This is a genomic window from Enterococcus sp. AZ119, assembly GCF_050546175.1.
GTDB lineage: Bacteria > Bacillota > Bacilli > Lactobacillales > Enterococcaceae > Enterococcus > Enterococcus faecalis.
The window spans coordinates 2,433,946-2,456,455 of sequence record NZ_CP172951.1; the positions used below are offsets into that span (position 1 = coordinate 2,433,946).

General features: G+C 38.9%; 15 protein-coding genes. 6 read left to right on the top strand and 9 right to left on the bottom strand.

The window, feature by feature from the left end; genetic code table 11:
- Positions 1-104: 104 nt before the first annotated feature.
- The 5 genes from IGL37_RS11825 (at position 105) to IGL37_RS11845 (ending at position 6,731) form a co-directional block, all read left to right on the top strand.
- Positions 105-971: a DUF2877 domain-containing protein gene (locus IGL37_RS11825; RefSeq protein WP_002365307.1), complete on the top strand. Its 867-nt coding sequence runs from the start codon at positions 105-107 to the stop codon at positions 969-971.
- Positions 949-2,508 carry an acyl-CoA synthetase FdrA gene (gene fdrA, locus IGL37_RS11830; RefSeq protein ID WP_033918089.1) on the top strand — a complete coding sequence of 520 codons (1,560 nt, stop codon included), beginning with the start codon at positions 949-951 and terminating at the stop codon, positions 2,506-2,508. The genes IGL37_RS11825 and fdrA overlap by 23 nt, the downstream gene beginning before the upstream one ends.
- The gene (locus IGL37_RS11835) at positions 2,495-3,919 is read left to right on the top strand and encodes a DUF1116 domain-containing protein (RefSeq protein WP_002355045.1); all 1,425 of its coding nucleotides are present in this window, start codon (positions 2,495-2,497) and stop codon (positions 3,917-3,919) included. Before fdrA ends, IGL37_RS11835 begins: the two co-directional genes overlap by 14 nt.
- A 43-nt stretch (positions 3,920-3,962) precedes the next feature.
- The gene (locus IGL37_RS11840; protein ID WP_002370060.1) at positions 3,963-5,144 is read left to right on the top strand and encodes a hypothetical protein; all 1,182 of its coding nucleotides are present in this window, start codon (positions 3,963-3,965) and stop codon (positions 5,142-5,144) included.
- A gap of 147 nt (positions 5,145-5,291) precedes the next feature.
- A complete protein-coding gene (locus IGL37_RS11845) occupies positions 5,292-6,731 on the top strand; it encodes a helix-turn-helix domain-containing protein (RefSeq protein WP_195757644.1) in 1,440 nt (479 codons plus the stop codon).
- 5 nt (positions 6,732-6,736) lie between these two features.
- Here the strand turns inward: IGL37_RS11845 and IGL37_RS11850 are convergent, their stop codons facing one another.
- The 8 genes from IGL37_RS11850 to gst all read right to left on the bottom strand — a co-directional run bounded on the left by IGL37_RS11850 (position 6,737) and on the right by gst (position 16,542).
- The gene (locus IGL37_RS11850; RefSeq protein ID WP_033918091.1) at positions 6,737-9,289 is read right to left on the bottom strand and encodes a cation-transporting P-type ATPase; all 2,553 of its coding nucleotides are present in this window, start codon (positions 9,287-9,289) and stop codon (positions 6,737-6,739) included.
- 149 nt (positions 9,290-9,438) lie between these two features.
- On the bottom strand, positions 9,439-10,701 hold the full coding sequence (sstT, locus tag IGL37_RS11855; protein ID WP_033918092.1) for a serine/threonine transporter SstT: 1,263 nt from the start codon (positions 10,699-10,701) through the stop codon (positions 9,439-9,441).
- Between the two features lie 128 nt (positions 10,702-10,829).
- A complete protein-coding gene (locus IGL37_RS11860; RefSeq protein ID WP_002355036.1) occupies positions 10,830-11,213 on the bottom strand; it encodes a potassium channel family protein in 384 nt (127 codons plus the stop codon).
- 101 nt (positions 11,214-11,314) lie between these two features.
- Positions 11,315-12,055, bottom strand: coding sequence for a tRNA pseudouridine(38-40) synthase TruA (gene truA / locus IGL37_RS11865; protein ID WP_002355033.1), 741 nt, complete (start codon positions 12,053-12,055; stop codon positions 11,315-11,317).
- Between the two features lie 111 nt (positions 12,056-12,166).
- The gene (locus IGL37_RS11870) at positions 12,167-13,948 is read right to left on the bottom strand and encodes a hypothetical protein (protein ID WP_002378931.1); all 1,782 of its coding nucleotides are present in this window, start codon (positions 13,946-13,948) and stop codon (positions 12,167-12,169) included.
- Positions 13,949-14,100: 152 nt separating this feature from the next.
- Positions 14,101-15,027, bottom strand: a complete 927-nt coding sequence (locus tag IGL37_RS11875; RefSeq protein WP_010712876.1) for an anti-sigma factor — start codon at positions 15,025-15,027, stop codon at positions 14,101-14,103.
- A 2-nt stretch (positions 15,028-15,029) separates the two neighbouring features.
- Positions 15,030-15,494 (bottom strand): RNA polymerase sigma factor, encoded by a 465-nt coding sequence (locus IGL37_RS11880; protein ID WP_002383292.1) that lies wholly within the window; start codon positions 15,492-15,494, stop codon positions 15,030-15,032.
- A 538-nt stretch (positions 15,495-16,032) separates the two neighbouring features.
- A complete protein-coding gene (gene gst, locus IGL37_RS11885; protein WP_033918093.1) occupies positions 16,033-16,542 on the bottom strand; it encodes a DinB family glutathione transferase in 510 nt (169 codons plus the stop codon).
- 332 nt (positions 16,543-16,874) lie between these two features.
- Here gst and IGL37_RS11890 point away from each other — a divergent pair, with 332 nt between their 5' ends.
- Positions 16,875-18,278 carry a dicarboxylate/amino acid:cation symporter gene (locus IGL37_RS11890; RefSeq protein ID WP_002387350.1) on the top strand — a complete coding sequence of 468 codons (1,404 nt, stop codon included), beginning with the start codon at positions 16,875-16,877 and terminating at the stop codon, positions 18,276-18,278.
- 70 nt (positions 18,279-18,348) lie between these two features.
- Here the strand turns inward: IGL37_RS11890 and IGL37_RS11895 are convergent, their stop codons facing one another.
- Positions 18,349-22,254 carry a polysaccharide lyase family 8 super-sandwich domain-containing protein gene (locus tag IGL37_RS11895; RefSeq protein ID WP_202583894.1) on the bottom strand — a complete coding sequence of 1,302 codons (3,906 nt, stop codon included), beginning with the start codon at positions 22,252-22,254 and terminating at the stop codon, positions 18,349-18,351.
- Positions 22,255-22,510 lie beyond the last annotated feature (256 nt).

Genomic DNA, 22,510 nt, shown 5'->3' on the forward strand with positions numbered 1-22,510 from the left:
TCCATTCAAACTTGTAAATCAATGTCATTTTTAGCAATTGTTTAGCGTGCTGGATTCTTTTATTATGAAGTTGTGAAAGCGCTATTAAAAAGGAGGTCGTTGGAATGACAAAAATTTTAGCTTATGACCAAACGATTTTATCGAAACTCCCTCATCAAACATTGACTAGTTTGCAATGTTTTACGCACGCTATTAATTATGGTCATGTAGACACCCAAGAAATTCTCTTGACCATTTCAACGCATCCCGAACATATAGCACCTAACACGATTATACTCGATGAAAAAAAACTTAGCCATTTCGCTGATTTACCTGTCCAAATTGAGCCCCTGTTTATCCGGTTAGGCCGACGACAATTAACACTAGCCGATGCCCAAATTTGGCAACCAACGCCACTTTATTTAACACCCAGTAAAACAAAAATAGCTATTTTTTTAACGTATATTCAGCAAACTCGTTTCAATCCTTGGCAAGCGCTTTTTCCTGCTTCGTCGTCAACCTTTCTTTTTGATTCTTATAGTCGGACCCAGATTCAAAAAGAAATGATTCATTTTCAACAGGCTTGGGAGCAAAAATCTTTTAAAATAGCTCTTGATTGTTTAACGAAGATTTTGGGATTGGGGATTGGTTTAACCCCCACTGGCGATGATTTTATCACAGGATTACTTGCTAGTTTTTCTGCATTACAGCAACTTCCCTCGAATTTCCAACAGCTGGCTGTGCTAGCCAAGGAACGAACGAATGCGGTCAGTTATGCGGAAATCCATGAAGCAGTGAACGAGCGGTTTTCTCAACTAGTTCAGCGTGTTTTTTTATCAATTGAAAGTGGAAATACAAACGAAATGGCTCAAGCGGTTTCAGCTTTAGAGGAGGTGGGCTCAACTTCAGGAAGCGACATACTTTGCGGCATTATTTTTGGTTTAAAACTATTTTGTGAGGAGAATAATCATGACAATTCAAACAGTAATTAAAGAGAACGCCTATTTTGATTCAGTTACTTTAATGACCATTTCAACACGAGCCAATGAACTGGCTGGAGTTAAAACTGCAATGATTGGGATGGGAACCGACATGAATCTTGAAGTGATTCGGAATGTTGGTTTATATACACCCGCCTTGGATCATGTTACAACGGGCGATTTATTAATTGTTTTAGATCTTGATGACCAAGCGGACTCAGAAGAAATTTTACAGCAAGTCGACGAGTTATTTACGAAGAAAAAGAAAACCGCTTCTTCTGAAGTAACCTATAAGACGTTAGATTCAGCCCTTCATGAAGAGCCTGATGCCAACTTAGTTGTAATTTCTGTCAATGGAAAATTTGCTGCACGAGAAGCGCATAAAGCTTTAGATCAGCAAAAACACGTCATGCTCTTTAGTGATAACGTGACGGTTGACGAGGAATTAGCGTTAAAACAAAAAGCACACGAAAAAGAACTGTTTGTGATGGGCCCTGATTGTGGAACAGCGATTATTAATGGCGTTGGGTTATGTTTTGCTAACGAGGTACGTTCAGGAGATATTGGAATTGTCGGCGCTTCTGGTACAGGCAGCCAAGAAGTTAGTGTTCAAATCCATAAATATGGTTATGGGATTTCACAATTAATCGGTACTGGTGGCCGTGATTTGTCTGCTGAAATTGGTGGGCTGATGATGCTTGACGGGCTGGATGCTTTAATGGTAGACGAACAAACTAAGGCAATTTTGCTTATTTCTAAACCGCCTGCTCCAGAAGTAACAGAGAAAATTTTAAAAAAATTAGCTGTTTCAACTAAACCAGTTGTTATTTATTTTATCGGCAGTGAACAAACGGAACGAAAAATAGACAACGTCACTGTTGCTACTTCTTCTCTGGATGCAGTTCAAAAAGTGATTCAATTTAGTCAAACACAGGAAGCGGAAAACAGCCTCTATCAAAATCCGACAGGCGCAACGTTAACAGCCATCCAACAGCAACAAGCCCCTTCTCAAAAATTTGTTCGTGGGTTGTTCTGTGGTGGCACTCTTTGTGATGAACTTTTATATGCTTTAACAGAAGTCTCTGATGATGTTTATAGTAATATTCATAAAATTCCTGAACGACAATTAGCAAATCCTGACCACAGCCAAGCACATACATTGATTGATTTCGGTGATGATCGTTTCACAGAAGGCCGCCCACATCCAATGATCGATCCGACTTCTCGGATTACTCGCATTCTTCAAGAAGCCAAAGATCCTGAAGTGGCAGTTTTAGCGTTAGATTTTGAATTAGGTTATGGTTCTCACGAAAATCCTGTTGGCGTGTTAGCGGAGGCGTTAAAGGAAGCCAAAGCAATAGCGAAAGCAGATGGGCGTGAGTTAGCCATTATTGGCTATGTTTTAGGGACCGAAGAAGATCCACAAGATATTCATGAACAGCGGAAAATTTTAGAAGATTTAGAGGTTCTCATTGTCGACAGCAGTCATCAACTTTGCGAAGCCACCAAAACTTTTGTAAAAGGAGCGAACGAACATGAGCAGAAATGATCTTTTTAAACAGCCTTTAGATACGATCAATGTAGGCATTGACTTTATTCATGAAGATATGAAAAAACAAGGGATTCCTTCACATCAAGTAAATTGGGCACCGCCAGCCAATGGCGACCCAGAGCTATTAAAATTATTGGATCAGTTAAAAAATCCAACACTTTATGAAAAAATCCAACAAGCCAACGAAGAAGCGGTTACCCGCATTATTCAATCAAAACCTATTTTAGTAGGATTTGATAAAGCAATTAATGTCATGCCCGATATGACTGAAACGACCATTTTACATGCTGGGCCACCCATTACTTATGAAAATATGTGCGGACCGATGAAAGGTGCCGTTCAAGGAGCGCTTGTTTTTGAAGGATTAGCAAAAGATCTAGCTGATGCCGATCGGGTTGCTCGTTCTGGCGCGATTACGTTTTCTCCTTGTCATGAACATGATGCCGTTGGTTCCATGGCTGGCGTGACTTCTCCGAATATGTACGTTCATATTATCAAAAATGAAACGTACGGCAACACGGCTTTTACTAATTTAAGTGAACAATTGGCGAAAGTTTTACGATTTGGTGCAAATGATCAATCCGTCGTGGATCGCCTGATTTGGATGCGCGATGTTTTAGGTCCATTACTTCATGATGCCATGACTTTTTGTCCAGAAGGCATTGATTTACGCTTAATGCTTTCGCAAGCCTTGCATATGGGCGATGAGTGCCATAATCGCAATGTAGCCGGAAGTACGTTGTTAGTCCAAGCATTAACACCTTACATGGTTCAAACTGATTTTTCTCGTGAACAATTAAAAGAAGTATTTGAATTTCTTGGCAGTTCTGACTATTTTTCTGGTCCAACTTGGATGGGTGCCGCTAAATGTGCGTTAGATGCTGGTCATAATGTGGAGAATAGTACAATTGTCACCACCATGTGTCGCAATGGGGTCGAATTTGGAATTCGTGTCAGTGGAATTGGCGGAAATCACTGGTTTACGGGGCCTGCCCAACGGGTGATTGGTCCGATGTTTGCTGGTTACACACAAGAAGATGCTGGTTTGGATATGGGCGATAGTGCTATTACAGAAACGTATGGTGTTGGCGGATTTGCTATGGCAGCTGCACCAGCAATTGTCCCATTAGTTGGCGGAACAGTGGCAGAAGCATTGAATTATTCAAAAGAAATGCTGGAAATTACTACGAAAGAAAATCCCAATGTCACGATTCCTGTTTTAGATTTTATGGGGATTCCTTCAGGCATCGATGTCTTAAAAGTCTTAGAAACAGGGATGCTGCCTGTCATTAATACTGCTATTGCTCATAAAGAACCGGGGATTGGTATGATTGGCGCTGGATTGACTAATCCGCCAGCAAATGTCTTTAACGAGGCACTAAAAGCTTTAGTAGCTAAAATAAACTAATTTCAAAAACTTAGTAAAATGTCATTTTTTTTGGAGCGATCATATGAAAAATAAATCGATCAATTACGAAGCCGTTTTAGCTCTTGTTGTAAAAATTTTTTTGGGAATGTTCCTGTATTGGATCATGAATGGCTTTCGACATGTGTCTAACTTTTTTCCTTACAATGACGTAGTTACCAAAGTGAATCAGCAGGGATTTTACAAATTTATCTATTTTGTTATGAACTTCACGGAAGGGGAATTTTACGGTGGACTTTTTACAACGCTTTTCTTACTAATCGGCGGTCTGATTGCTTGGCAACTTTATCGGAAAAATTCAAAATGGCAGGGATTTGCAATTGCTGGTGGCTCTGGTGCTTGGCCTTGGGTACTTGCTTCTCAGCTACTTTCCCTCTTTTTAACTATTTATGTTTTTGATTTTACACGCTTTTTTACAAAAGAAGTGTTGTGGTTACCAACGTTTATTGTGGTGGTCGGCACGCCGCCAGCTTTAACGCTCGTTTATGGTCCTGGCTGGAAAAAATTAGGAACGATTTCTCTGTTGAGTGCGCTTTTCACTTTTCCGTTTGCCAATTGGCTGAATGCGCAATTGATGCCCCTTTTAAATGTACCTGGGACAGTTTCCAACGTTACCACAATGGCTTTTGTTGGCTGGATTGTTTCAGCCATCTGTCATCAACTCCCTTGGATGGTTCCTTCTGTTGCACCAATCGCTCAGAAGCGGCAAAAACAACCTAAAATTGAAAATACGCAAACCTTTCAATGGTCAATACGACGCACTTTTGCTGACTTCTCCGAAGCTTGGTTTTATGGAAATGAGTTAGTTGGAGGTTTGGTAATTCTAGGCGTTTTGACAGATTGGTTTGTCAATATTAATCATATTACAAATGGTTCTGGCTTGGTTCCTGACATTTTAATGGGACAAATGATTGCTTCGGCTGTTGGTGTTTTTCTTTATCGAAAACATTTCGCTGAAGAAGGTTGGTATCCAACGTTTATGCCACTGGTCAGTATTGTTCCTGGTGTGATTTTAATGATGGGTGGTGGCTTTTGGCTTTCCCTGACCATCGCTGTTTTAGCAGGAATCAGTGCGGCCCCTGTCGGTAACTATATTGCTAAACGATTACCTCCGTTTGTTCCTGGTGCTGTCGGCTTTGTATCAGGAATGGCTGTTGTAACCATTTTATTGTCAGCCGTTTTGCATACATTTGATATTTTTGTATAGTGAATAAAAAGGTCGGGACAGAACCGTTTATCAGGTTTTGAACCTGGAACAAAAATTCAAAGTGATTTTTGTTCCAGGCTTTTTTTAATTGACCAATCCCCTTTTTATCCGTATTCTTAAGCAAAAGGAGGTTTTGCCATGTACTCCATGTTGAAACGTGTGATAACGGAAAAAGATTTGCTTCGGCAAATTCGTTTGTTGGAACAGTTATTAAATGTTCCTCAGCTGACAGCCAAGCGTTTAGCCACGCAAATCCAGACGACAGAGCGAACCGTTTTTTCGGATTTACAGTATATTCGCAGTCAATTACCCACCGACTGGTCCATTGAAACCGATAGCAGTGGTATTCGGCTACGCAATCAGGGGAATGCGCAAACCAATGAGCTTTGGTCATTATTTTTACCTCAATCCATTAGTATTCAGCTATTAAAAGAGCTACTATTTACGAAAGAGTTAGTAACAACTTCTTTTTTGAGCACTAGTGGTGTTTCTTATGAAACTTTGAAGCGACATATCAAAAAAATGAATCAGGCCTTACGTGATTTTCATTTAACGATTCAACTAACCACGACGACCATTCAGCTAATCGGGGCAGAAAGCAATATTCGGATTTTTTATCATCGTTTATTGGTGCCTTTTACTCATAATAATTATTTTTTTGACGATTATTCTATTCATGAGGAGCATTATTTCCAATTTTTGAAACAAGTTTACAGTAGTGAGTTGACGGTGGAAACGGAAGAAATTTTTGGCGCTTGTTGGTTTTTTATTAACACGATTCGCAACAAAGCCAATTGCCGAGTGAGTCAATTTTCTTTTGACTCAAAAGATGTCTTGTTTCAACTTTATCAACCGTCCTTGGCAAAGCTTTATGCTTCTGAAGGCATCTATTTGCAAGGAGAAGAAAGTTTTTTTGCCTTCTTTTGTTTCTTAGAAAGCTGGAATTACGATAATGTCTATGGCGAAACGTTGGCTTCTGCGCTCCACACTCATTACAGTCAGCTGCGAAAATCATTACAGCAGTTTGTCACTAATTTGTCCACTGAAGAAGCCCGGCCTGATTTAATCCAAACAAATTTATTGGATAATCTGTTATTGTTATTCATTAAATATACCGAGTCCCCAACACTTTCTGAGCAATTTCAATTGGAATATCAAGAATTAATGACTGAACAAGCCGCGGAGGACCTTGCGTTATCAAAGAGCAACCAAGAACTTTGGGAGATTTTATCTCGCTACACCACGATTGAAGAACCAACTTATTTTCTTAGTTTGGCTTCTTTGTTAGAAAAACAAGCCAGTTATTCCATTCAGGCGCAAACGATGACTGCCTATTTCCTCTTTCAAGGGGAACCTGCTTGGAAAGCTTTTTTGCAACAAGAATTAGCTGCTTATTTAGGTACTCGTGTGAAATTACAAGCTATTGAATATGTGGAACTAAGCCAGTTGACGTTAAATGAAGCCGACATAATTATTTCCAATTTCCCCTTGGATCATCTTGATCTTCCTGTCTTTTATCTCTCTTTAATACCAACAAAAAATGAACTCCGCCGACTAGCAGAGCTCACTCTTCATTCTTATTTTTAAAGGAACTAGCGAGGACATTCGCTAGTTTTTTGGCTTTCTTTCGTCATGAATCGTTTGGTTATATATTTTTCCCCTTCAACAAGGAAAAACAGACTCACAACATGGACGAAAATCATTGCTAATTGAAGGCCATTTAAAGAAGTTGTGCCAATTAATTGCTGCGCTACTGGCCAGTAAACTACTAGCGCTTGTAGTAAAAAGAGGATTCCTAATGAAGCAAACAACACTTTATTTTGGAAAAAGCCTGTGCTTAACGACGGATCAACCAACTTACGACAGTTGATCATATACGCTGCTTGCGCTAAGACGATACTTTGTAAGAGGAACGTTTGCTGTAAGGCTTGGCCCTCAAATTGTAACGCCATGAGGTAACCTGGTACCATAATGAGTACCGACACATAGACGATTCTAAAAATACTGTACTTTGTTAAAATGCCTTCATTGACATCTCTTGGTGGTCGTTTCATGGTATCAGCACTCGCTTTTTCAAAACCTAATGCATAAGACAAAGTAATCGTAGTTACCATGTTTACCCATAATATCTGGACAGGTGTCAACGGTAGAGGATGATTCATTAAAAGCGCCCAGACAACAATTAAACCTTGTGCTAAAGAGGTTGGCAAGAAGAAGGTAATCGTCTTTTTCAAGTTATCAAAAATGCGGCGTCCTTCTTTCACGGCTTTAGCAATCGTATGGAAATTATCATCTGCCAAAACCATATCTGCGGCTTGTTTGGTTACTTCACTTCCTTTAATTCCCATGGCAATTCCGACATCGGCTTTCTTTAGTGCTGGCGCATCGTTCACACCATCGCCGGTCATTCCGACAATTTCGCCATTGTTTTGTAAAGCCGTGACAATTCGTAATTTATGTTCTGGCGTCGTTCGTGCAAATACATCGACTTTTTGAACGTGCTGAGCTAATTCTTCATCTGACATAGCATCAATTTCTAATCCTTCAAGGACTTTTTTCGTATGCTTTAAACCAACTTGCTCGCCAATGGCTTGCGCTGTATCTTTATGGTCTCCGGTAATCATTTTGACGGAAATACCTGCTTCTTGAGATTCTTTGACGGCTTGAACGGCACTTTCTTTTGGCGGATCGATGATGCCTGCCAGTCCAGCAAACGTCAATCCTGACAATGTTTCATGTGTCAGTTCCTGTTGTGACGTAACTGTCTTATAAGCGAAGCCTAATACCCGTTGTCCTTTTTGCGCTAATCGCGCAGCTTGTGCTTGCCAAGCACCTTTTTGATTATCAGATAACGTAGAAAGTTGTAACAATACTTCTGGCGCACCTTTGACATAAATAATTGAACCTTCTGCTTGCGGATGGCGAGTGGCCATGTATTTGTAACTTGAACTAAACGGAATTTTCTTTTCTACAGGGCGTAAAGACAGTTGATCCTGATCAACATATTGTAGTAAAGCTAACTCGGTAGGATTCCCTTGCAAGTCGGCGATTTTTTGTTGGTCTTGTAATTTCAATTCTTGACAGTTGGCCATAATCTCTTTGACAATGGTCATTTCTTCAGTCACTACATCCATTACCGTCATTTCATTTTTAGTTAGCGTTCCTGTTTTGTCTGAACAGATAACTGTCATTGAACCTAATGTTTCAACGGAAGGCATGCCTTTAATAATCGCATTTTCTCTAGCCATCTCATGAACACCCATCGATAAAATCATCGTTAACACAGCAGGTAAGCCTTCTGGAATCATTGCTACAATTAATGCAATCATCGCAGAAAATAAGAGGCTCCATTCCATGCCATGACGAAAAGTGGTAAAGAAAATCAGAAACACGATCAAGACCATAATCCCTTGGAAAATTTGCTTGTTTAATTGGTGCATTTTCCGCACGAGCGGCGTTGTTTTTTGATCTACTGACTGCAACGCGTGATTAATTTTTCCAACTTCAGTGGAATCTCCTGTTTCTACTACAACACCTAAGGCCGAACCTGCTTGGACAAGTGTTCCTGAAAAAGCCAAATTCTTTTGATCGCCTGTTGGCAATTCTTCATTCAAGGAACTGGTAATTTTCTCCACGGCTTCTGATTCACCTGTCAAAATTGATTCTTCAATCATCAGATTATGAACATCAAATAAGCGCAAATCTGCTGGAACTACATCGCCAGCTTGTAACGTGACTACATCTCCCAGAACCAATGTTTCAGAAGAAACGGTTGTTTTTTGTCCATCAATTAGAACGACTGCCTCTTGGCCCATCATCTGTTTCAGGCCGTCTAATGATTCTTCTGCTTTACGCTCTTGCCAATAACCGACAAAGCCATTGACAAGCACCACTAGAAAAATGATACTTCCTTCGACCACTTCGCCTGTGGCAAATTTTAGAATTGCGGCAGCGAGTAAGACCACCATTAGTAAATCTGTAAAATGTTTGGCTAGCTTTTGCCACGTTTTCAGTTGTTGTTTTTCTTCAATTTTATTTGGACCATTCGTTTGTAAACGTTGCTGACGTTCTTCGCTAGAAAGACCCGTTTGCTTCGTCTTAGTCTGCTCGATTACTTTTGTTGAGGAAAGTTGATACCATTTCATTTCGTGTACCTCCTATTTACTTGATACCTTTATTATAGAGAGGATTTTCTTCACAAAATGGTCGATAATTTCAGTGTCCCCTGAAAAAAATGGGGCCGAGATTATTAAAGAAAAGAACAACCAGCATTTTAGCGGGTTGTTCCTTTCTTTTAAATATTTTCTTGTTCGACCACCAATTGACTTTTGCCAATTAATGCTTTGACATCAATAATTTCACCATTTTTACGTCGGTCTGCTAACTCAACTGAGGTGGTAAACAACAAGTCACTAGAAGAGTTCAACGCTGTTTCAATGGAATCTTGGACTACGCCGACGATAAAGCCAACGCCGACGACTTGCATGGCAATGTCATTGGAAATGCCAAACAAACTACATGCAAGCGGAATTAACAACAAGGAGCCACCAGCAATTCCTGAAGCCCCACAAGCAGAAACAGCGGCGATAATGCTCAACAATAAGGCTAAATAGATTGGCACGGACATGCCTAATGTGTGGACTGCCGCTAATGTCATAATGGTAATCGTAATGGCTGCGCCACCCATATTAATCGTTGCGCCTAGCGGAATAGAGACCGCATAAGATTCTTCATTTAGATCCATTGCTTTCGCCAATTCCATATTAATGGGAATATTGGCCGCAGAACTGCGTGTAAAGAATGCGGGAATCGCACTTTCCTTTAATACAAAAAAGACTAACGGATACGGATTTTGCCGAATATTCCAAAAAACAATCGCTGGATAAACGACTAAAGCAACCACGGCCATCGTACCAATTAACAATAATAGTAACTGACCATACTTGGCTAACCCTACAATGCCTGTTGTTGCCACCGAATGAAACACCAAACCTAGAATTCCAATTGGCGCAATGCCGATAATCATTTGAACGACCGTGGTAATCCCTGTTGAAAGATTGGCAATCACATCCTTGGTAGCGACCGAACTTTGACGTAACCCAATACCGATTAATGAGGACCAAAATAAAACAGATAAATAATTGCCTTCAATCATCGCTTGAATCGGATTTTGGACAACGCTTGTTAACACATTGCTTAAAACATCACTAAGTTGCGTTGGGGCTGCTTGCGCTTCCTGCGCCGCCTCCAAGACAATCTTAACGGGAAACAGATAGCTTGCCGTCACGGCAACAACAGCTGCCAAAAATGTCGCTAACAGATACACAACTAAAATTGATCCAACATATGTTTTCGCCCCAGCCTTTTGTTGGGCTAGCGACGCAATAATTAAGACAAAAACTAAAATCGGCGCAATTGCTTTTAAGGCGCCCACAAACAATTCACCAAGAACGCTGATGAAGGTCCATTCTGGCACCAAGAAACCCAAGGTGGTTCCAATCACAATCCCTATCATGATTTTTTGAATTAACGATAATTTCCGAATCGCTTTGACCATTCACTTCACGCTCCTTTAAAATAAAATACAGTTTGGGACATACTACCATAATTATTAAGATAAAAAAAGAGTGTTTCTCAAAAAACTTTCATTTTTCGAGAAACACTTGGTCAACTCATCAATTTCGTCTATTTTTCTGAAGACTTTTCCGCTGAATGTTCTTTGTTTTTATGGTGATGGTGGTGATGACTTTGTTTAGAATACAAGTAGGATTTTGCTACGACCGAAATAAACATAGCCATAATCCCCAAGCCTACTGTAGCATAAACCATGGTGAAAATTTTTCCCAAGTCAGTAACTGGATGCACATCTCCATAACCAATCGTGGTTAACGTCATGAAACTTAAATATAACGAATCTAATGGCGACAATTTTTCCACTGTTGAATAAAAAATAGTCCCACTCAACAACGTGGTTGCCAGTAAAAAGAACAAGGCACGAGTGTCTTCTTTTTTTAAGATACCTAAAAAAGATGAAAATAATTTTTTGACAGAAATAAGTAAAGATAGCAAAAAAATGACCTCTTTCTATTGTTAATCTCTTCTTAACGTTAGCACTTTTTAGATGAAGTTCAACTTTTTAATTGGTGTGGTTAAAGAAAATTTATTTTTTGTTATTTATAATACACTTCATCTAAAAACAACCCTTGTGCAGGAGCCGTTTCACCTGCGCCTTCTCGGACTTTTGTTGCGAACAATTCATCAATTATCGCTAATTCTTTGGTGCCTGCACCAATTTCTAAAAGTGTCCCAACGAGGATGCGGACCATTTTATGCAAGAAACCATTGCCCACAAAAGTGAACTGTAACATTTCGCCGTTTCTTTCAATCGTAATCTTTTCAATCGTTCGAGTAGTCGATTTTTTGGTTTTTTTCAATGCTGAAAAACCAATAAAATCATGGGTCCCTATTAATTTTTGGCAAGCTTGTTCCATTTTTTCTTGATCCAACGCTTTGGGAAAGTGAAAACTATGATACCGTTCAAAGGCATTAGGAATTGGGCTATTCCAAACATAGTAGCTGTATTGTTTGCCTGTGGCGTTATACCGTGCATGAAAACGTTCAGGCATTTCTGTAACTTCTTTAACAACAATATCGCCAGGTAAATATCGATTTAAAAAGGATAACATTTCGGTTGTTGTTAGTGAACTAGTCGTTTTAAAATTCGCTACTTGACCACGTGCATGTGTGCCGGCATCCGTTCTGCCTGAGCCAATAATTTCAATCGGTTCACCCGTCATTTGTGTTAAAATACTTTCAATTTTCCCTTGAATCGTTTTCTCTGAATTACCTAGTCGTTGCCAACCTGAGTATCTTTTACCATCGTATTCAATGGTTAATTTTATGTTGCGCATGGGCGAAGCTCCTTCGTATTCTTTTTCTCTCTTATCATAGCAGAAATAAGTGGATTTTTCTTCTTTTCCAAGAATAAAACACCTCTTTTCTATAGAAAAGAGGTGTTTTATTTAGTTTAATCCTGCAATTTTCAATTCTTCAACATTCGCTGCTTTAGCATTTTCAGTCACTACGGCTTTAAATGTCACTTGGTCGCCCTCTTTTAAGAATAGCGCCAGCGGACTGTTATTAGTCGTTACGCTAAAAATGGTTTTTTCATCTTCTAGTAAAAATGAAACTACCGTTTGCGCTTCCCCAGCTACTACTGAGACACGAGCTACTTTACCTTGCATCGTTTTCAAGTTGGCTTTGTCTGTATTTTCATTGTTACTTCCTTTGGTTACTAACTCAATTCGATAAGCGTCTAGTGCGCCTTGTGCCGTGTCTGCATCAATTACAATATCATTATCTACAGCATTTATATAGACATATTTTTTGAAAATCCCTTTACTGTCCATTAACGAAACAATCCACGTTGGCACGCCATCAATGTTATAAAGGACTGGCATACTAGCTTTCCATTTCTTTTCTGGATAAATTTTTGAAGCGATAGAAATGGCGCCATCACTATCCATAATGCCGACTTTAGTATCACGATAATACGTAACTTGACCTGTTCGGGCATTGATTAAGGAGTAACCTAAAGCGGAATCTTGGTCTTTTTCACTACTTGTAAAGTCCGTAAAATAAAGCAACTGGTTCCCTTCCTTGTTCATCATCGGCGTAATTTGTCCTGATGCATAAATACCATTTTCAGTTGGAATTTTGACATCTTTTTTGGCACCAAACATTGTCTGGTTCCACCAGCCTTGACTGTAACGACCAAAGAATTCATTTAAGCTATTCGCCGCTGAGCTAGTAATCGGCGCATCAACGAAACTTGGGGCTTTTTGACTGTCATAAACGTTAACTTCTCCTGTTGTAGCATTTAATACTGCCGTTTTAAATTCATTATAGTGCATGCGACCAGAAACCCCATACTCTTTGTAAAGCGTTTGAATATAGTAAGGATTCCCTTGGTCGTCCAACTCTAAATTGATTGTGCCAGTTGCTGCATAACCTGGATAAGCGGAATAAATTTTTCGTGCGGCATCTTTGCCAAAGTAAGCTGAAGGAGTATAAACAATTGGTTTTTCTACAAATTCTGGCTGTGCGTTGATATCTGTCGCACTAATGATGAAATAGCCAGGTACCTCCCCCAGTTTTAGCCATTTAAAGAAGCCATTAAATTCGACTGTTGCTACATAAACATACTCGCCATTGACAACTTGTGCCGTTATACCATCCAAAGTAAACATATTGGAATTGGGAATGACAGAAAATTTCTGTAACATTTTTCGTTTCGCCGTTTGTGGTGCAATCGCAATGGGTGTTTCTTTCGCCGAAGTTAAAACTTCAGCTTTTTCTTCCGTTTTTAAAGGAATCGTTTGATAAATTTCATCAATAGAAGAGATTCTGGTAATACTACTGACAATAGTCAACAAAATCATTGCCAAAACGGCAACACCCAAAATTTTGCCAGACCAGTCTTTGTTAGCCGTTTTGTTGGTATTCTTCCCTACTTCTTTGCGGCCCTTTTGGATACCAGGAACTTCGACTTTACTAGCTAAGCGCGTACTTAATAACACCCCACTAGCAATCACTGCGCCAATCAGATTAATCCACAACACGGTTGAAAGATTTTTACTTGGCAAAGTCACAAATAAAAAGATACCTAGCAAGAGCAATTCCATCACCATTAATAGAATGGTCCCCTTACTCTTTTTCCCTTTATTCGCTACAATTTTGGCGCCATTCGCAACTAAGATCCCGATACCAAAAAATAACGTTAACCCAATAAAATTAAAAAACATTCACTTGCCCTCCTCATAGATAAGTAAAAAAAAGTGCTCCCACGCATTGTAGAAGCACTTCCTGTGATCCATTCTATTATAACGTTTTCTATTTTTACTGACAATATCGTCGAAGCAAAATCAGTCGGAAGGCTTAGGGTTTTGAAGAACGTTTATTTCTCTGGCTGAATATAAGGAACGATAGGTGCGGTCACGCCAATTGAAGCACCACGAACAAAAGGTTCATTTTGTAAGGCTTTGAAATTTTTAGTTTGTCCGGTGAGCATGACTCCCCAAATAGGTAATTTTTCGACTTTTTTATTTTTATTTTGTTGGATAAACTTTTGGCCTTCTTGGTTGTCAGCAAACATGGGGGATTTTTCTAAGGTTTCAAAAAAGTGTTGCTTGTCGTTTTCAGGATCAAATATTTCATTTTGATCGTCCATGCTTAATTGAAAACCATAAGGCAGCGTACCAGAAGGACCCCCTTTTTCATTAACCGTTTCGGAGTAAACATAGAGCCAAACTAAGTTGACATTGCTCGGTAACATTTTGCGGACTTCTTCATATGGATAAGGTTTATCAAAAGAAATCGCCACTTCCGCTACTTGGTTTTCCATTTTATCTAATTCACTTAATTCGTTTTTAACATCACCATAGTAATTGGTAATCGCTGGGTTATAAAAAGATGCTACTTTCTGCTTGGTTTGTCGGTTGTATTCATAAAAATTCTTAGAAGAATAATAGCTACCAGGATAGACTTCATTCCAGTCAATCGAATTTCTGAAAAAGCTATATCTGCTACGTAAATTACTCCACTCCACCGTGTAACCATCAATATTTTTTGAACGATTGGTCACAACTTCGCCCCCAAAAGGCGAACTATTAACAATTACTTGGGAATCTAATTGAGTGTTTGGTGAAGCAATCATTTCTTGATCATTAATTACTTCTAGTAGGGTATGATAGTTTTTCGTCGAAAGTTTATCCATTCCCACAAAAAAACCGACAAACAATACGGCAAAACTAACAACGGTTATGGCACCAATCATGATAAATTGTTTTCTTTTCGCTTTACGAATACTTTTTTTTAAATCCACTTCTATTCCTCCAGTTCTTTTTTTAATTTTTGACGTGTGCGATACAATTTTTTGCGAACATTTTCAACAGATAATTCTAAAATCAACGCAATCTCGGCATACGATAATTGATAATAATATTTCAAAAGCAATAGTTCTTGTTCCTCATCTTTTAAGGAATCGATCAATAATAATAACTCTTGCCCTTCCATTTTTTCTATTGATTGCACAGGATGGCTGTTTGCCACAAAAGTGCGTTCTCGTTTCTTTTTTCGATACATCGTAATGTAGTAATTAAATGTTACTCGGAAAAACCACGGGCGTAGATTTTCTGATGTAATTTCAGGTAATATTGAAAAAATCGTTGTATACGTTTGCGACACTGCATCTTGTGCATCTTCAAGACTTGCTCCTCGGCGAATCAAGACTTGGATGACTTCTTGCCCCAAAGAAAATAGTACTTCGTCAAAATTTGCCTCCTTTTTCATCTGATTTCTCCTTTCACTTATACAACGTTTCAACTAGGTAAAAAGTGGACAGTTCTTCGTTCATTATTTTTATGTATTTTTTCTCTCAATAAGAGGTCGGGACAGAAGTGTTTAACTCCGAGAACCAAGTAGGTACTGTTCAACATCTATTTGCTTTGCCAATAGTGTTTCTCAGCAATAAGAAGGGATTTCCGAAAATTGTTCTTTAATTTTTGGAGACCAAGTAGGTATTGTTCATCATCGAATCACTACGTTCTTCGTGATTCTCAACAATTTCGGCTTATTTCCGAAGGACCTTCACCAAGTAGGTACGATGATTTCATCTGTTCATGCTTCACAGTGAAACATCGCAACTCTTAGAGCTGTAGCTCTTTTGAAGGCTGTACTGTGACGAGACGCATGTCGAGAAAACACCTTAGAAGTTGTTGATATCGGAGCAACGCGTAGTGTTGCTTCTGTCCCCGCCGTTTATCAATTTTTAAGCCTGGGTCAAAAATCCAAAGTGATTTTTGGCCCAGGCTCTGTTTTTGCTTATTTATCATTTTCCAATGACTAATCTTCGTGTATAAACGGCTTGCCCAGAATGCATCACTGCATCATCAATCGCTGAGACTAAACGTACTTGTCTAGTCACTGGCGGGGTCCAATTTTTATCAATCACGTCTGACAATTGTTCTTCTTTGACTTGGTCTAAATAGCTTTTAGTAAGTGCCACACTGGCAGCTAAATAGTCACTAAGCAATTGCTTTTCTGCCACCACGACTTTCGCCGCTTCTTCTGGTGTGTGATGCCAGTCTTCTGTCTCATCTGGCAAATCCAAGGCAAATTTTTCTGTCCAGTGTTGGCTAAACCATAACGGTTCACTATGATTAAGTGCGGAAATTTGTAGGTCTAATTCTCTGGCTGTGTGCCACATCAGCCAAGTAACAGACTTGATTAATGGAGCGGGCATCGTGTTTGCTTCGGCAACGGTCATTTGCGCAAGTGTTTCTTCAAAACGTTCATGCGCTCGGTCAAGGGTTTCACTAGAAAGTTGAGTGACTTTCATAAAAATACCTCCTTTGTGTTGGTGCCTGTTCTTTCGTTTCTATTTTCTATTATACTGCAAAAGAATCCGTTGTAGTTCTTTTTTGGCTGCGGTATCTGCGGAAAGGGTAAAGATCACTTTCTTTCTTCAAAAATAACACCCCCCTAAGTAAAAAAGAATTGACAATTCTCGTAGTTTCCCTTAGTATGTGGAAAAGTACCTTTAAGATAGTCCGAGAGGCTAACAAGGCAAAGTTCTGTAAAATTCTGTATTTTTGTATAGTGAATGATACGAGATGTCTTGCCCTTTTTTTGTGTGCAAGGCTTTTTTTGCGCGGTGCTTAATCAATTTATTTGGGAGGCAACAAAGTGGAAAAGAAAAAACGTGAAGTGAAAGGTATCTCATTTACCAAAAAAATGGTGATTTCATTGGTGGGAGGGTTAATCGTTGGGCTCGGCTTTTTATTTTTAAGAGAGCACCTTATTCGCAGCAATCAAGGCGCTGTGTGGCAGACAATCAATCAGATTCTTTTCCAAGATATTTCAGATCCTGAAAAAGGACAATCTGCGATTGGGCTTTTCTATATTATTGGTCAACTATTTATCAACGGCCTACAATTAGTAATTGTGCCGATGGTCTTTACTTCAATTACTTTAGCCATTTGTCATATTACCGATACGCAAAAATTAGGACGAATTTCTTATAAAACAATTTTTGGCTTTTTATCGATGTCACTGATTGCTCTATTAACGGCAGGAATTGTGGGCTATAGCGTATATTTAACTGGCGCTTTTAATGTGTCGTTATCTGAAACTTTAGCTCCTGTCGAGGTAAGTACGAGCGGCAACCCATTAATGGTGATTGTCAATGCTGTCACGAAAAATATTGGTTCTGCATTTAGTGACAATGGTGCGATTTTAGCCGTTGTTGTGTTGGCAGTGATTACTGGTTTATGTATTAATGCATTAGGAGATAAAATTCGTGTTTTCAAAAAATTAATTGAAGAAGTCAATGCGATGGTCACGTTATTTTTAACCTTTGTAATTACTAAATTTGCTCCTATCGCCGTCTTTATGTTGTTAGTTCGGACGTTTGCTTCTTACGGGATTGATTATTTAAAACCAGCGTTAGTCTACGTCGTAACAACGACAGCGACGCTCTTAGCCTTTTTGATGATCGGTTACCCATTATTTATCTTATTTGCGACAAAATTAAATCCTGTTCCTTTTATTAAAAAGATTATGAAAGTTGTGGTCTTTGGATTTTCTACTTCTTCTTCGGCAGCCACTTTACCGTTAAATACAAAAACAACGGTTGAAGAGTTAGGTGTCGACAGCGATGTTGCCGCCTTTGTCTTGCCGTTAGGAATGACTATTAATATGAACGGCACAGCGATTATGCAAGTAATTGCGGCTATTTTTGTGGCGGGCGTAGCTGGTTATGAAGTGACACCAGCTAATATTGCCTTGATTGCCATTTTAGCTTTAATGTCATCTATTGGTACACCGGCGGCACCTGGCGCTGGCGGAATTATCCTTTTCACTATTTTAACTGGTTTAAACTATAACAATGAGATTGCGATTGCGACGTATTCATTGATTTTAGCCATTAATCGTCCAATCGAAATGCTCGTTACTAGCCTAAACGTGGTTGGTGATAGCGCCACTGCGATTTATGTCGCACATTCGGAAGATTTGTTGGATGAAGCCACTTATCTGACTGATGTCGCTGACTTGCAAAATGCGGAAGCGGAGTGATTAATGAAAAAGCAGACTTCTTGTATGGAAGTCTGCTTTTTCATTATGTTTTTAGTGAATCCGTAATTTTTTACTTCTTCGATTTACTTTTACGAAAAACTAAAAGACACCCACTGGCGATAACTAGAAGACCAATAATCACAAGCGCGATTGATTTCTTTTCTCCTGTGCTCGGCAAAAATTGGCTAGCTTTTCTGAAACCACCTTGGCTTGATGGCTTAACTTGTTTCGTACCAGTTTGATCAACTCCCGCACTAGTATTTAAGTGTCCATTATTCCCCCCATTTTTTTGTTCCTTTTTATTTTCCCCACTATTTTTCAATGTTAATTGCTCCACCGCCGAACGTAGTTTTGCTTCTGCTTGGTCTACTTCTGCTTGCGTTGCTGTTGTTTGATCTACCACAGTTTGTGCTTGCTGCAATGCTTCACTGTAGACTTTCCAGCTGCTTGCGGTGTAGTCTTTTTCTTGGTGTTTCTCGTTTTCTTTGATGATTTTCAACAAGTTGGTTTTATCTACTTCTTTAGTTGGCACTTTTGCCAATTGCTTCACCGCCGAACGTAGTTTTGCTTCTGCTTGGTCTACTTCTGCTTGTGTCGCTGTTGTTTGATCTGCCACAGTTTGTGCTTGCTGCAATGCTTCACTGTAGACTTTCCAGCTGCTTGCGGTGTAGTCTTTTTCTTGATGTTTCTCGTTTTCTTTGATGATTTTCAACAAGTTGGTTTTATCTACTTCTTTGGTTGGTACTTTTGCCAATTGCTTCACCGCCGAACGTAGTTTTTCTTCTGCTTGGTCTACTTCTGCTTGCGTTGCTGTTGTTTGATCTGCCACAGTTTGCGCTTGTTTCAATGCTTCACTGTAGACTTTCCAGCTGCTTGCGGTGTAGTCTTTTTCTTGGTGTTCTTTTTGTTCCTGAATTAATTTTTCTAACGCTTCTTTCGTTACTTCAGGAGTTGTTTTAACTGTGATTGAACGCGAGCTGCCATTTAACCCCGCACTATTTAAAGTGATAATATTTTGGTCAACAGAAATTTCTGGGTCCGCTGCGACTACTTCAAGAATGCCCTTATCAAATTCAATAGAAACGGATGCATTATTTTGTAAAGGATTCGCAAGAGTTAAGCGATAAACACCGTTATCAATTTTTTCTGAAATAACCGACATTGGATCATACGCATACAGTCCTGCAATTTCTTGGTCATTATTCCATGTATTCATCATGACATAATTACCTGCTTCAATGGCTTGTAAGTTTGCTGTATTTTCTAGAACAGTATAGCCTTTGTTTTTAGAAAGAGCTGCGATTTCTTCATTCGTTTTCCCAACCACTGTTAAATATTCGTAAGTACCATTTTCAACAGTCTTGCCATAATTTTTACTAATTTTAGCAAATGTATTTGTATAGGTTTTATCATTAACAAAGTATTCGTTAATATCTCCGTAGCGACCAGAGCGTTCTTCTATTTGAACATCAAGCGTATTCATTGAATTAGGAAAAACATAGCCAATGTTATTCAATGGATTCGCTGCGCTTAAACTAATCCAAGAATTATCTTTGTCTGAACCTTGGTTAAGCTTCACTTCCTGTGGATGAATCATCCGATTATCGAGGATTGTTTCAATCGAAGCATCTGTCGTACCAGTAATGCCACTTCCCAAATTAATGATTTGACCATCTAATAAGAACCAAGATTTTTTAGCAACTAAGTTCATTCCTTCATTACTTTTATCTAAAAACATTCCTATAGAGGCAACCTGTCCATTATTTGAGCCACCTACCCATGACTGGGGACTGCGTTTCCCTGTATAAGCACCATTTACCAATTCTCTTGTGTCAACTGTCGTTCCTGGTAATCGATATGGATCGATCGTTGCCCAGTATCCTTCATCAAACTGAGCAAAGTCTTGATTGTATAAATAAAGCATGCCGTCTGCTGTATGCCAGCCTTTTTTATTTTCCGTATTCCCAAATTCATAGTTTCCGACACGTTGTGAATACATACTGATACCCACCGCATATTCGTTATTTTTCTGTAGGACTCGATCCATCGAACCATATACATTTAAAGATTGCATTGGTGTCGCTTGGGCAGGTGACGCACTATTCACCACATTTTTCAAGTCAATTAACGCTTCAAAATCTCTTGGTTTTTTAAAGAAATGATAGTATGACCCACTTTGTTGAAGCCACGTTTGGATAGATGTATAAATGTCATTTCTTAAATTTTCTGGTGCAAATTTTGCAATTAAGGTTAAATTAGCTATTGTTTCTTTACCCGATTCAAACTCTGTAGTAAAAGGATTCGTTTCTGGCGCTCTGGAAATACTTCTACCAGAAACCATCGATGGCATTTTTCCATTTACCATCAATTGTAAGTAACCTTTATCAACAACATTAAATAAATTACTAATGTTAGGGTCATTCATCTCCCAGTCGGAACCTTGTAAAATAGTCTGAATTCGTCCAAACCCTTTTAGCAACTCATTCCCGTAACTGCCGTTGTACGGAAAATAACCATGTTGAATCAAGGAACCATCAGGATATAAGCCATCACCAGAGGAAACACTTTTTAAAACGGACGGAACAGCTTCTTGTACTTGTACTAGGCGTTGATTATCTTCTAACAAAAGTCCAGTACCTAAAACGGTGATTGAAATATCTGTTAAGTTAGCCCCTGTTGCACGATAAATTGGCCATTGTATGTTTGGATCTTTTGCATACAGCATCAGCGGAGCAGTAAATTTATTTAATTTTTCTGCATCTGTATTCAATAGGTCATCATGTAATAAAATCAATGTATCTGTTAGCGGCTGCGCGGAACCAATTTGCCAATCCCACCAGTTACCTGTGTAATACGTTCCATTGTATTTTTTTGTATCAATCATAAATTCAATGCCTTTAACAATCGCATCATAAACTTCCGGTTTTTCAAAAAGCTCACTTGATGGTTCATAGTAGCCTAACGCTAATTTTTTAATATTGGTAAATTGAGTCGTGTAATCAGCAGACACTGTATCCGATGGTTTTCGTTCCCACAGATACCCACGATCTGCTGCTTGATTAAGCGTTTGCCATAATGCTAAACTCTCCGTAGCAATCTGGGCACGATACTGTTGCACATCTGCATCGTTATCATACTGCGTTGTACCTAACAATCGCATTTTCCATTTTGCTCGCATTTCCGCATATTGTTTATTTTCTGCTACAACAGTCACAGGAATTGTATCACTAATTTCTGTTCCTTTAATTTTGACTGTTACCTTCGCTTCACCACTCTTAACTGCTGTTAAATTACCCGTTTGGTCAACCGTCACAATGGTAGGATCACTACTCGACCACTCAATCTGATCCTCTGTGATATCTACTCCAGCTGGTGACACTTCAAAGGCTAGCTGTTGCTTTCTTTTTTCACTAATAGTCAGGTTCTCTGTTAAAAGTTTAATCGCTTCTGGCAGTCGTTTTTTTTCATATGCTTCAAACGAAATAATACTTGAACTGTAAAATTGCTTATTTGTGTGTTGCCACATTTTCATCTGCTGATATTTTACAAAACGTGCTTGTACATTATTGCCATCAATATATTTTTTAGTAGGTTGGCCACCTTTCCCATTCTCTTCTTTAAAGATAGATTGATAGCTTTCACCATCTGTTGAAACTAAGATTTCATACACAGGACTTTCTGCATGCAACTGTAAAACGAGTTCGCCAATGTTTTTTACTTCACCCAAATCAACAATTAACCATTGTTCATCTTGCTTATCAGCGGACCAGCGTGTTGTTTCATCGCCATCAACAGCTTTTTCGCCAACAAATTGAGGGTATTTCCAATTCTCTCCAATTTTTCCTCCTTCTACACCAGAATATGTCACTTCTTTTTGTAAAAATAAATCAGTTATTTCTTCTGCAGATGCACTCATCGCAGTTAGCGAGAAGCCTGTAAGCATGAAAGCAACAACGACTATTATTTTTTTAATCATATTTTTCCCCATATCTTTCTATTTTTAAGCAACCAATCCGACTTTTCCAAACACTTTTTTCTGATAATTTAATCAACTTCCTCCTCTACTAAGTATTCTATATAAAAATTAGGCATGAAAAGACAACCTAAAGTAATTACTTCAGACAGACTTTTCATGCCTAGTTTTCCCTAGTCACATGAAATATTATACATGTTTACGCTTTCACTTTAAGGTAATTTTTGGTTACTGTCAATAGCGTTTTCTTCATTAAAGA